This window comes from Pseudomonas veronii (assembly GCF_001439695.1).
Lineage (GTDB): Bacteria > Pseudomonadota > Gammaproteobacteria > Pseudomonadales > Pseudomonadaceae > Aquipseudomonas > Aquipseudomonas veronii.
On the sequence record NZ_JYLL01000010.1, the window covers coordinates 104,877 to 117,182 of the forward strand.

12 protein-coding genes are annotated in these 12,306 nt (G+C 62.7%); 3 read left to right on the top strand and 9 right to left on the bottom strand.

Annotated features, from left to right (window positions below):
* Positions 1-6 precede the first annotated feature (6 nt).
* Positions 7-891 (bottom strand): NAD(P)/FAD-dependent oxidoreductase, encoded by an 885-nt coding sequence (locus TU80_RS15050; protein WP_057004808.1) that lies wholly within the window; start codon positions 889-891, stop codon positions 7-9.
* 143 nt (positions 892-1,034) lie between these two features.
* Here TU80_RS15050 and TU80_RS15055 point away from each other — a divergent pair, with 143 nt between their 5' ends.
* Complete coding sequence (locus TU80_RS15055) at positions 1,035-1,472, top strand: Rrf2 family transcriptional regulator (protein WP_046383812.1); 438 nt, start codon at positions 1,035-1,037, stop codon at positions 1,470-1,472.
* Between the two features lie 5 nt (positions 1,473-1,477).
* Here TU80_RS15055 and TU80_RS15060 read toward each other — a convergent pair whose 3' ends face one another.
* A complete protein-coding gene (locus TU80_RS15060) occupies positions 1,478-2,923 on the bottom strand; it encodes a mechanosensitive ion channel family protein (protein WP_057004809.1) in 1,446 nt (481 codons plus the stop codon).
* Between the two features lie 224 nt (positions 2,924-3,147).
* Between TU80_RS15060 and TU80_RS15065 the strand changes: the two genes are divergently transcribed.
* Positions 3,148-4,374 carry an MFS transporter gene (locus TU80_RS15065; RefSeq protein ID WP_057004810.1) on the top strand — a complete coding sequence of 409 codons (1,227 nt, stop codon included), beginning with the start codon at positions 3,148-3,150 and terminating at the stop codon, positions 4,372-4,374.
* Positions 4,375-4,574: 200 nt separating this feature from the next.
* On the opposite strand, the gene TU80_RS15070 is transcribed toward TU80_RS15065, so the two are convergent.
* The 3 genes from TU80_RS15070 to TU80_RS15080 all read right to left on the bottom strand — a co-directional run bounded on the left by TU80_RS15070 (position 4,575) and on the right by TU80_RS15080 (position 7,352).
* Entirely contained in the window at positions 4,575-5,441 is an 867-nt protein-coding gene (locus tag TU80_RS15070) for a pirin family protein (protein WP_057004811.1), read from the bottom strand.
* 137 nt (positions 5,442-5,578) lie between these two features.
* Positions 5,579-6,637, bottom strand: a complete 1,059-nt coding sequence (locus tag TU80_RS15075) for a diguanylate cyclase (protein ID WP_057004812.1) — start codon at positions 6,635-6,637, stop codon at positions 5,579-5,581.
* An 82-nt stretch (positions 6,638-6,719) separates the two neighbouring features.
* Positions 6,720-7,352: a LysE family translocator gene (locus tag TU80_RS15080; protein WP_057004813.1), complete on the bottom strand. Its 633-nt coding sequence runs from the start codon at positions 7,350-7,352 to the stop codon at positions 6,720-6,722.
* 142 nt (positions 7,353-7,494) lie between these two features.
* Here TU80_RS15080 and TU80_RS15085 point away from each other — a divergent pair, with 142 nt between their 5' ends.
* Entirely contained in the window at positions 7,495-8,922 is a 1,428-nt protein-coding gene (locus TU80_RS15085; protein WP_046383818.1) for an aminotransferase-like domain-containing protein, read from the top strand.
* 4 nt (positions 8,923-8,926) lie between these two features.
* Here the strand turns inward: TU80_RS15085 and TU80_RS15090 are convergent, their stop codons facing one another.
* The 4 genes from TU80_RS15090 to TU80_RS15105 are packed head-to-tail and all read right to left on the bottom strand — an operon-like array spanning position 8,927 to position 12,171.
* Positions 8,927-9,592 carry a methionine ABC transporter permease gene (locus tag TU80_RS15090; RefSeq protein ID WP_057004814.1) on the bottom strand — a complete coding sequence of 222 codons (666 nt, stop codon included), beginning with the start codon at positions 9,590-9,592 and terminating at the stop codon, positions 8,927-8,929.
* Positions 9,589-10,335, bottom strand: a complete 747-nt coding sequence (locus tag TU80_RS15095; RefSeq protein WP_079443584.1) for a methionine ABC transporter ATP-binding protein — start codon at positions 10,333-10,335, stop codon at positions 9,589-9,591. The genes TU80_RS15090 and TU80_RS15095 overlap by 4 nt, the downstream gene beginning before the upstream one ends.
* Entirely contained in the window at positions 10,332-11,126 is a 795-nt protein-coding gene (locus TU80_RS15100; protein ID WP_057004850.1) for a MetQ/NlpA family ABC transporter substrate-binding protein, read from the bottom strand. The genes TU80_RS15095 and TU80_RS15100 overlap by 4 nt, the downstream gene beginning before the upstream one ends.
* 13 nt (positions 11,127-11,139) lie before the next feature.
* Positions 11,140-12,171, bottom strand: a complete 1,032-nt coding sequence (locus TU80_RS15105) for an isopenicillin N synthase family dioxygenase (protein WP_046383820.1) — start codon at positions 12,169-12,171, stop codon at positions 11,140-11,142.
* Positions 12,172-12,306: the final 135 nt, after the last annotated feature.

Here is a 12,306-nt window from a genome sequence, read left to right on the forward strand (position 1 = left end):
CCAGCCTCAACCGTGGATCAACGAAACGTGCGCGCCCACCCCGGCGCGCACGCCCTCGGCCACCGCCAGCGCCACGGAACCGGCGGCAAGGGACGCATCGCCACCGGCAAACACGCCGGCCACGGAGGTCTGGCGGGTTTCGTTGGTGTGCAGGTACGGGCCGGTGGGGCCGTCGGCCAGCACACAGCCCAACTGCTCGGCCAAGGGGCTGAGGCGAGTGCGGGACATCGTGAATACGCCGTCCAGCTGAATCACGCGGCCATCAGCCAGTTCCAGAGCCACGCGCTCACCGCTGATCCGGGTCACCGCCGTGCGCTCCACACGAACCCCGCGCCGATCCAACTGCGCCTGTTGCTCGGCATCCGGGGTGAACACGCCGTTGGTGAACAAGGTGGTGGTGCCCCAGTCCGGCAACATCAGCGCATGGTGCATCGCCAGCGGCGAGGTGGCCAACACACCGATGCGGCCTTGATCCAGCTCATAGCCGTGGCAGTAAGGGCAATGAAACACGTGCTTGCCCCAGCGTTCCGCCAAGCCTTCGAGGGCGGGCAATTCATCCACCACCCCGGTGGCGAGGATCAGGCGTCGCCCCTCGAATCCGCCGTTGTATTGCGTGTGCACCCTGAAGCCGCCCGGTGCCGTAGCCGCCTGTAATACGCTGTCCTGCACCCAGGTGACGCTCGGATACTCCATCAATTGGCTGCGACCTTCGGCGGCAATGACGTCCGGCGCCTGGCCGTCCTGGCCGAGAAAGCCATGGGCGGTGGCGGCAAACCGATTGCGCCGCTGCCCCGCGTCGATCACCAGAACCTTGCGTCGCGCCCGCGCCAATTGCAGGCCGGCGGACAAGCCGGCATAGCTGCCGCCCACGATAATGACGTCATGCATCATGAAAGTGCCCCTTGTCAGGTGCGCGCGGTTATCCGCGCGCTTTCACGACACACCATAAGTTACGTAAAAATAGCACGTCAAGTGTCTCGCAACTTTTTGGGTTACGAAGGATACTTTCGACCGAATCGACTTGAGGTTTTTTGATGAGAAACGACACCCGCCTCTCGCGCATGCTGCACGTGCTGATCCATATGGACCGCCATGAAGCGCGCGCCACCTCGGAGACCATCGCGCAGATGCTCGGCACCAACCCGGTGGTGGTGCGGCGCACACTGGGGCTGCTCAAGGAAAAAGGCTATGTCCGCTCGGAAAAAGGTCATCAGGGCGGCTGGACCCTGGGCAAACCCTTGAGTGAAATCACCTTGCTGGATATCCACAATGCCTTGGGCACGCCGTCGATATTCGCCATCGGCTTGTCCACCGACCACCCGCAATGCCTGGTGGAACAGGCAGTGAACGCGGCACTGAGCGACGCGTTCGACCAGGCCCAGGCACTGTTACTGGCGCGGCTGGGGGATGTGACGCTGGCGCAGTTGGCCGAGGATTTCGACGAGCGTTGCCGCCTCGCCCCGGCGCCCTGATCGCACTACAGCCGGCGCTTGCGCAACCACTGCAGGAACCCCTTCTTCACCGGCACCACCGGTGCTTCCTGGGTCAGGGTCTGCGCCGCATGTATGCGGAAATCCAGCAGCGCTTTCATCGCTTCGCCGATGTCATGCCGCGCATCCAGGCACGGCTTGAGGTATTCCTTCTCGATGCGATAGAGGGTGCAGAAGGTCTTGGCGCGAAAGTCCGCCAGCGTGGCCTCGTCGGACAAGATCCCAGCCTCGCCGATCACCTCCCCCGGCCCCATGCGCCCGGCTTCGAACATGTGCCCAGCCTTGTCCAGCATCACCGAGACCACGCCGGATTCGACGATAAACAAATGATCGCTGACCTCCCCCGCCGGCAGGATCACCGCGCCGGCACGGTAGCTGTGCAGGGTCATGTTCTGGCTGAAGGTGTCTTTCTCTTCCTGGCGCAAGGTGGAGAAAATCGACGAGCGCTCCAGCAACGCCCGCGCCCCCGACAGCGCCGGCGGCGTGCTGCTTTCGGTGGCAGACAGCAAACCGACGCCCGCCGCCTGCAAGTGCCGGAAAGCCAGGTCGTACAGCTGGTTGCGCACTTCGCGCTTGAGCGGCATCGACGGCACAAAGCCGCTGATTTCATACTCCACGCCGTCGCTGGCCGAGGTTTTGAACGCCACGCTCGGCGCCGGTTTGGCCAGCAGCGGCCGGCACCCTTGCATCGCCCGCTCCAGCGCCTCGATCACCGTCTGCGGGCGGGCGTGGGGGCTGACTTGCAGGCTGACCGACAGGCCGAACATATCCGCCGGGCGCGAAAAGTTGACGATCTTGGCCTTGGCCGCCAACGAATTGGGGATCACCGCCATGCTGCCCTGGGAGGTCTGCAACCGCGTAGCGCGCCAATCGATATCGGTGACGCGCCCCTCGGTGCCGTCGATGGAAATCCAGTCATCGAGCTGGTACGGCTTGGTGGTGTTGAGCACGATCCCGGAAAACACATCGCTGAGGGTGCTTTGCAGCGCCAGGCCGACGATGATCGCCACCGCACCGGAGGTGGCGAGCACGCCCTTGACCGGCAGGTCGAGCACGTAGGCCATGGCGGCGATGATCGCAATCAGGAAAATCACCGCGCCCAGCAGGTCCTGCAACAGCCGACCGGTGTGGCCCACGCGCTGCATCATCACCGCGCCGAGCAACACCGTCAGGGTCCGCGCCGCGAACAGCCACCAACCGATCTGCAACGCGGTGGCGGCCAGGTGCAGCGCGGTGTTGTCGGCATACGGCGCGACGAGCATCGGGTTCATGCCGTCGTTGAACAACACGGCGCTGAACACCGCAAAAATCACCAACCGCGCCGCCAGCTTCCAATTGGCCAGCTCAGCGGAAATCAAGCGCCACACACCGATGTCGATAAAGATCAGCGCCAGGGCGCACAACATGGGGTGATCAGCGATAAATGAGGGCATCCAGGCGACTCCAGGGTGAATGCCGAGAAGATCGCATGAAATGGGGATGTGGGGGTATAGCGCGGAGCAAAATGCGGGTGGGAAATTGCACCGTATCTGAGCACCTGATTGCATCAGCACCGACCAGGCGTTTGCAGCGCGCCGGATTATCTAGACACCTTGTAAACTCATACTGATGTTTCTTCAGACCGCTATGCCTCGTCGCTTACACAAAGGAGTTCCCTATGCGTAAGGATTACCTCGCCTTTTTTATCTCGCTCTTTCTATCGAGGCTGGCGGATCAGATCCTGTTGTTTATTGTGCCGCTGGTGGTGTTCCAGACCACCAATAGCGCTTCATGGGCAGGGCTAGCGTTTTTCGTCGAATCGCTGCCGCGATTTCTCGCGTTCCCGCTGTGCGGCGCGCTGTGCGACAAGTACCCGCCTATTAAGATCCTGCATATCAGTCAGGTCTACCGGGCATTGCTCTGTGTGCCGGGGGTGGTGCTCTACGGAATCTTTGGTGGCATCGGTTGGGTAGTGGTGCTGTCGGCACTGTGCGGGGTGCTGACCACGCAAGGCATCATGGCTCGCGAAGTGCTGATGCCGCATATCTTCCAGCACTACAGCTACACCAAGACGTTGTCCTACTCCCAGATCGCCGACCAGGCGGGACTGGTCCTCGGGCCTCTGGTGGCGGCACTGATGCTTGAGGTTTGGGCTTGGCACTGGGTGGTGCTTTGGATCGCCGGATTGTTCCTGCTGGCAGACATGAGCATGCTGGCGTGGCAACGTCTTAGCCGTATGACGCTAGAGGTGTTCGAGCAGCATCAAGACATCTGGCTGCAGCCCTTGAGGATCGCTTTTGGGCATATCCGTAGCCTGGCGGAATTGAAAAAAATCATCATTCTGGCGGTAGGCGTCAACCTGATCGTTGGTGTCACCTTGGCAACTTCGGCGGCCATGGTGATCGGCCAGTACAGCGCCGGCAAGGATAGCTATGCAGGGCTTCAGGCGGCGGGTGCGGTGACAACAATCGTGATCTTGTTCCTTCTCGCTCGGGTGGTGCTGCCTCTGCGAGTCCTCGGGGGTGTCGGATATTCGATGATCGCAACGGGGGCATTCATCAGCGCCCTGAGTCCGAGTCTGCTCGGCTATGTGCTGGGTTTCCTGTTGATCGCAGGCTTCGACAAAATGTTCAACGTCTACATACGCACTATCCGGCAGCGGGTGATACCGCCTCAGGACTTCGGTAAGACGGTAGGTGTGATCACGCTGCTGAACAACATGTCCCAGCCTCTGGCAGGTTTACTGGTGGCTTTGTTAGCTGCGCCCTTGGGCACCCAGACCGTAATCCTGATTCTGGCCGTGTTAACGACTATTCTTGGGACATTTGCCCTGTGGTGGTTCGCAAAGGCTCGCGGCCCATCCCCGAGCTTGATTCTCGAAGCTGACCAAGAAGCCGGAAAATAGAAAGTTGCGTCGGCAGGCTTGTAAGCATTTTCCAAGGAAGCACACGGATCATGTCCGCAAAGAAGAGTCTGCCGGTTCGAACTCATGATCGCCGCCGAACGTTTACAGCATAACGACCACTCTCGGCCTCACGGGTCAAGTCCATGCAATTACGCATGTGGGGGCTTGCCCGCTCCCACATTAGGCTTGGCGTCAACCTTTCAGTGCTGCATCTGCCCGAAATGACCGGAGTGGAAATCAGCAAACGCCTGATGGATTTCCTGCTCAGTATTCATCACGAACGGACCATGGCCGATGATCGGCTCGTCGATCGGCTCGCCACTGAGCAACAGCACCCTGGCGTCGTCGCTGGGCTCCAGAGACAGTTGCGTGCCGTCGCGCTCAAACAGTGCCAATTGCCCCTGGCGCGCGATTTCTTCGCCATTGACCAGCACCGTGCCGCGCAGGATCACCAGCGCGGTGTTGCGTCCGACGTGCAGGTCCAGGGTCAGCGCCTTGCCGGCGTTGAGGCGCAGGTCCCACACGTCGATCGGCGTGAAGGTGCGCGCCGGGCCTTTGGTGCCTGCGAACTCACCGGCAATCAGGCGCAGCTGGCCAGCCTCATTGGCCAGCGGCAGCAGCGGAATATCGCCGTCGACAATCGTCTGGTAACCGGCGTCGGCCATTTTGTCCTTGGCCGGCAGGTTGACCCACAGTTGCACCATCTCCAGCACCCCGCCGCTACGGGCGAAGGCTTCGGAGTGGAACTCTTCGTGGAGGATGCCCTTGGCGGCGGTCATCCATTGCACGTCGCCGGGGCCGATCGTGCCGCCAGCCCCGGTGGAGTCGCGGTGCTCGACTTCGCCGTCGTAGACGATGGTCACGGTTTCAAAGCCGCGATGCGGGTGCTGGCCGACGCCGCGACGTTGTGTGGTCGGGGTGAAATCGGCCGGGCCCGCGTGGTCCAACAACAGGAAGGGGCTGATGTGCTTGCCCAGGGTGTCGTAGGAAAACAGCGTGCGTACCGGAAACCCGTCGCCGACCCAGTGGGCGCGGGGGCTGGTGTAGATGCCGATGAGTTTTTTCATGGTGTACCTCCAAAGTGCCTACACCATAAGTCCCAAGGGCCTTGGGGACTAGCCGGCAACCGCGGCGTTGTTCGTTCTATGCATAGGACAATCAGCACGTCCTCAGTTTGTTTTTGCTGGCTGGGGACGCCGTCCCACTAGACCGACCTCAACCAAGGCCCCTGCACCGCGCTGACCCGATTGCGCCCGCTGCTCTTGGCGTCGTATAACGCCTGGTCGGCATCGTTGAGCCAACTGGTCGAATCGCTATGCCCGACCCGATAAGGCGCCAGGCCGATGCTCAAGCTGACACGCAGGGTCGGGTCCTGGGCATAGGCCAGCGCATTGAAGCGATCGCGCAGGGTATCCATCACTTGCGTGGCGCGGTTGAGCGGCACGTCCGGCAGGATCACGCAGAACTCGTCACCGCCGTAGCGTCCGGCCAGGTCGGTGGCGCGCAGGTTCTGGCGCAGCACTTTGCTGAGCTGGCGCAGGACGAGATCGCCGGTGACATGGCCGTAGGTGTCGTTGATCACTTTGAAATGATCGATGTCGATCAGGGCAATCACCGCGCCCTGCTGCCCGCCGTGGCAGCGCTGGAACTCGATGTCCAGATGGTCCTTCCACGCGCCATGGTTGAGCAAGCCGGACAAGCTGTCGGTGCGACTCAGGGCCAGCAGCTCACGCTTGTGCCCGGCCAGGGACACCGCCTGGCGATAGCAAATCCAGCCCAGGGCCAGCGGATACAGCATCAGGATCGGTAAACAGGCATACAACTGCGCCTGGCTGGTCATGCCGATGAAGGCCGGGGTGAAGATCAGCAGCGACACGCCGACGCCCAACGCCTGCGCCACCCAGCCCGCCAGCATGAAGCGGGGACCACCGATGGCCACATTGTTCATGGTCATCATCGACAACGTGGTGACGCTGGGCAGTGGGTTGAAGTGCATGGCACCGACCCAGAAGCCACCGCAAAACGAATCGAACAGCAGGTTGTGGCGCTCGCAACGCAATGTGTTGGCGGTGCGGCGTGCCCATTGATAAGCCAGGTGCGGCCAGACAAAGCCGTTGATCAGCATCAACGCCCACACCCAAAGCGGTGGGTTCAACGCAGACATGCCAAAGGCCACGCAGGCAAAGCCAAGTGTCAGCCCCAACGTGCGGGTTTTGTACAAGCGGGTAGCGAGCGGAACTCCATTTCCTCCGGCGGCTGGCATGGTGAGGTGCGATCCTGGGTAGGTGCCTGGAGTCTATCAGGGCAACAGCATATCGCCACTACCCCTTGTAAGCTCAGCGCCGTCAGTGGGAAAAGCCCCGCGCCAGCATCGCGGCGACGCCCAGCAACAACAATGCCGTGATCCGTTGCAACCAGACCCGCCGCCGGGGGTTTTCCAGTACCGGCTTGATGCGCTGGCCAAAATAGCCATACAGGCAGCCACTGGCGAACTGCAGCACCAGAAAGGTCAGCCCGAGGATAGCGATGTCCGCCATCGAGTTGTGCTCCCCGGCCCCGGCGAATTGTGGGAACACGGCGCTGAACATAATGATCGCCTTGGGGTTGGAAAACCCGGTCAGCAAGCCCTTGCCGAACAGACTGCGTGCGCCTTCCACGGCAACGACCCCGTCGATGGACACGCCGCTGCCGGTCCACTGTTTGTAGGCCAGGTAGAGAATGTAGGCGACGCCGACCATCTGGATACCCTGGGTGATGGCGAGGTTGCCTTTGATCAACTCCGAGAAACCCACGGCAAAGATCAGGATAGAGACCAGGTACGACACACTGGCGCCGAGCTGCGCCGGGATCGAGCCGCGCAGGCCGTCCTTCAAGCCCAGGCTCAGCAGCAGCAAGGTCATGGGGCCGGGGCTGAACGTCACAGTGGCGCAAAACAGCAGAAAGTAGAGAAACGAAGAGAGCGTCAACGCGCTTGTCATAGCCTTGGACCTTGGGAAGACAGCCGGAAAGTGGCCGGATAGCCGGCAGTCTAGGGCCGCGGCATTGCGCAGGGCAGGTAAAGTAAGGCCTAATCCGGCCCTACTTCACCGGTAAAACCACCAGCAAAGACAAGGAAGCCGTATGTTTGTATCCGCCATCGCCTTTCGGGCTGGCGCACCCAAGGTGCAACAGATCGTCGAGGCGTTCAGCCAGGCCATCGAGAACGGCGAATGGGCGCCCGGCAGCAAGTTGCCGTCGGTGCGTGAACTGACCCAGACCCTGGGCGTGAGCAAGTTCACCCTCAACGAAGCGCTGGACCGCCTGCGCGGGCGCAACCTGTTGACCTCGAGCCAGGGCCTTGGCCACTTTGTGACAACAGACATCATCCGCGCCGCCTCGACGAGCTGGGTCGACCTGTTGCCCCAGGACTTGCTCAGCGTGTTACGCCGGCCGTTGGTCACCGTCAATGGAGATCTGCGCCCCGGTGGCGGGCATTTGCCGGAGGAGTGGCTGAACAGCGAGGCGCTTCGCCAAGCCATGCGTAGCGTGGTGCGCGCGCCGTCGCTGCGCCTTGCCGGGATGGGCACGCCGGCCGGGTTCCTGCCGTTGCGCCAGGCACTGCAACACAAACTGCATGCCGAAGGGTTGTCGGTACCGGTGGAGCAAATCATCACCACGCCCAACACCCTGCAAGGCCTGGACATGCTCATGCGCTTGCTCGCCCGCCCCGGCGACACGGTGCTGCTCGACGCGCCCTGCTACTTCAACTTCCACGCCAACCTGGCCCTGCACGGGGTCAAGGTGGTGACGATCGAGCGGCGCCCGGATGGCTTCGATTTCGACGCCCTCGAACAGTTGCTGGCCGAACATCGCCCCAGCCTGTACCTCACCACCAGTGTGTTGCATAACCCCACCGGGCACTCTTTCAGCCCCAGCCAGGCGTTTCGTCTGCTGCAACTGACCCGCCAGTACCACTGCCATATCGTCGAGGATGACCTCTACGGCGACCTGCATCCCAACCCGCCGCCGCGCCTGGCCACCATCGCCGGCCTGGACCAGGTCACCTACCTGTCGGGCTTCTCGAAAATCCTCAGCGCCAACACCCGCGTCAGCTACGTGGTGGCCGCGCCGCAACTGGCGGCCAACCTGACCCATATGAAGTTGATGAGCGGCGGCGTGACCTCGGAGCTGTTCGAGCAGATCGTCTACCGCATGCTCAGCGAAGGCAGTTACGCCCGACACCGCAAGCGCATGGTGCAGCGCTTGCTGGAAGCCGGTGCGCGTGTCGAACAATGGCTCAAGCGCTGCGGCTGTCAATTGCCGATGGCGTATGAAGGCGGCATGTTCATCTGGGCCCGCCTGCCGCCGGGGGTGAACGGCGAACAGTTGGCCCAGGAGGCGTTGAAGCAGAACATGGTGCTGGCGCCGGGGGCATTGTTCGGCTACGACCCGGCGCTGCCTGATTCGATGCGCTTCAATGTGGCCCACAGTGACGGGCCCGGGGTGCAACAAGCCTTCGAAACGCTGTTGCTCAAGGCTGTGCGCGAGCCGCGATCACTATCGACATAAAGGCTCATCGGCGATGCGCCAACGACCTGACGCAGCGATCCCCCAGGCTTTGCACGCCCTGCACGAGCACCACCAACACCACCACCGTCACCACCATGATCTGGTTGTTGAAACGCTGGTAGCCGTAGCGAATCGCCAAGTCGCCCAACCCACCGCCGCCGATCACCCCGGCCATGGAGGAAAAGCCGATCAGCATCACCAGGGTCAACGTGACCCCGGCCACCAGCGCCGGCAAGGCTTCGGGCAGCAGCACCTTGAAAATCACATGGCGGATATCGCCGCCCATGGCCACGATCGCCTCGATGCGGCCCTTGTCCACGTCATCCAGGGCGGTCTCGACGATGCGTGCGAAAAACGGAAAAGCACCGATGGTGATCGGCACCACCGCCGCCGTGCTGCCCAGGGTGGTGCCGACAATCAGGCGGGTCAGCGGAATCAGCGCGATCAGCATCACCACAAACGGCAGCGAACGCCCGAGGTTGATCACCGCACCCAACGCACGGTTGAGCCTTGGCAGCGGGAACAGCCCACCCGCGCGGCTGATAAACAGCAGCACGCCCAACGGCAGGCCGATCAACAAGGTGAACAGCCCCGCCAGCAGCACCATGTACAGGGTTTCGCCGGTGGCGTTGAGCAGCAGTTGGAGAACTTCATCCCAGTCGGTTTTCATCCCGCCCTCACCACCTGCAGGTTGGGCGCCAGCGCACGGCCCAGGCGCGAGGACGGGTCGGCCTGCAGTTGCAGCAGCGTGCCGCTTTCCACCACGCGCCCCGCCGCCAGGGAAACCGCGCTGTCGCAGATCGCCTTGACCACGTCCAGCTCATGGGTGATCAACACGATGGTCACCCCCAGTTGCCGGTTGATATCGCGCAACAGCGCCAGGATCGAAGCGGTGGTTTCCGGGTCCAGGGCGCTGGTGGCTTCATCCGACAATAAATACGCCGGGCGCGCGGCCAGTGCGCGAGCGATGCCGACACGCTGCTTCTGCCCACCGGAGAGTTGCGACGGAAACGCCGCCGCCTTGTCGCTCAAGCCAACCAACGCCAGCAACTGTGCCACCCGCGCGACGCGCTCGGCCTTGGGCACCCCGGCAATCTCCAACGGCACCGCGACGTTATCCGCCACGTTGCGCGAGTGCAGCAGGTTGAACCCCTGGAAGATCATGCCGATGCGCTGGCGTTGCTGGCGCAGCGCCTTGCCGGTTAACCGGGTCAGGTCCTGGCCATCCATGAGGATGCGCCCGGACGTCGGCCGCTCCAACAGATTAAGGCAGCGCAGCAACGTGCTTTTACCGGCGCCGCTGCGGCCGACGATGCCAAAGATCGAACCATCGGCGATCTGCAACGACACGTTGTCCAGCGCCGCCGGCTGGCCGTCGGCGTAGGTTTTGCTGACACCCTCGACGACGATCATTCGAGCGCCACCGGGATCACCGAACCGGCATATTTCTCGCTGATGAACTTGGCCACCGCCGGCGAGCGCAGGTCTTTGGCCAGTTGCTGGATGCGCGGGTCCTGCGCCAGTTTGGGCGTGGTCACCAGAATATTTGCGTAAGGGTTGCCCTGAGCCTTCTCCAGCCCCAGCGCATCCTTGGCCGGTTGCAGCCCGGCTTCCAGGGCGAAGTTGCCATTGATCACTGCCAGGTCGACATCCTCCAGCGCCCGGGGAATCTGCGGCGATTCGATTTCCAGGATCTTCAGGTGCTTGGGGTTCTCGGCGATATCCTTGGGGGTGGCCTGGTCCTTGGACGCATCGTTGAAGCCCGGCTTGAGGGTGATCAGGCCATTGGCTTGCAACAGGTACAGGGCGCGGCTGAGGTTGGTGACGTTATTCGGCACGGCGACGGTGCCTTTGTCCGGCACCTGGTCGAAGCGGGTGTGGCGGTGCGAATAGATCCCCAACGGTTCGATATGCACGGTGGCGGCTACCGCGAACGTCTGGCCGAGCGCCTGTTCCTGGGCCTTGAGATACGGCAGGTGCTGGAAGTAATTGGCGTCGACATCGCCATGGGCCAGCAACTCATTGGAGTTCACGCCGCTGGGAATCTCGATGATGTTCAGCTTCAGGTCCGGGTCGAGCTTCTGCACGTATTCGAGGATTTGCGCATGGGGAATCGGGTCGGCAGCGACGCGCAAGGCATCGGCGGCCGCCACATTGAAAGCGCTCAGCAAGGCCGCCAGGGTTAGTGTGAAGGTCTTCAACAGAGTGATCTCCTGATCAGGCGGACAGTGCATGGGGCAGTGTGGCGTCGGCGTAGAAACGCTGGGCCACATCCGGGTGGGAACGCAGGCGGCCCTTGAGGTAGTTCCAGCCGACGTCGCGCAGCAACGGGTTGCGCGGGTCGCTGGTGGGGCCGTGGGCATCGCGCAGCAGTTCGGGCGCCAGCGGGTACACCGGCACCACCGCATCCAGCTGCGCGCCGAGGAAAAATGCCAGGGACACGCGCTCGCGGCCCACCGGCGGCGACACCACGCGGTGGACCGTAGCGCGCAGATAGCCGTTACTGGCCAGCTCGAGCAATTCGCCGATATTCACCACCAGCGTGTCGGGCCGCGGCGCGGCGTCGATCCAGCGCCCCTCCTCCACTTCCACCTGCAAACCGGCCTGCTGGTCTTGCAGCAGGAAACTCAGGAAGCCGGAGTCCTTGTGCGCGCCAACGCCCTGGCGACTCTGCCCGGCGTGGCGACCGGGGTAGCGGATCAGCTTGATATGTTCGTTGGGCTTGTCGCCGTACAGCGCGTCGAACGCATTTTCGGGCAGGGACAAGGCCTGGGCGAACGCGCGCAGCAGGCGCAACGACATCCGGGTCATCGCGTGCTGCCAGGCCAACACCCGAGGTTTGAGCTCGGGCAGCGCCGCCGGCCATTGATTGGGGCCTTGCAGGCGCGCCCAGGCCGCGGGGTGTTGCGCGACGGCCAAGGGTTCTCGCTCGGCACCGACGTCGAACTGCTCACGCAGGTCCGGCTGGCCCCGGGTGATTTCCGAGGCCGCGCGGTTATAGCCGCGAAAGTGCGGAGAGTTGATCATCCCGACGGCCAGCTTGTCTGCCTCGGGCAAGGCGAAAAAAGCCCGCGCCTGCTGCTGCACCTCGGCCAGCAATGCCGGGGCGATACCGTGACCGGTGAGGTAGAAGAAGCCGACATGCCGCGCCGCAAAACGCAGCTCATCGAGAAACGCGCTGCGCTGCGCCGGGCTGCCATCGAGCAGCGACAGGTCCAGCAGCGGCAAGGCGGTGATTGATTGCAGCATCGGCGGCTCACTCCATGAACGTCTTGGGGGAGCAACCAAGCTAAACGATCTTAAAAATCGGTAATAAATACCTTTTTAGAATTAGCTTAAGCCGTCGTCGGATCCGGGCGGACCGCGCAGGTAAAGCGCAGAATC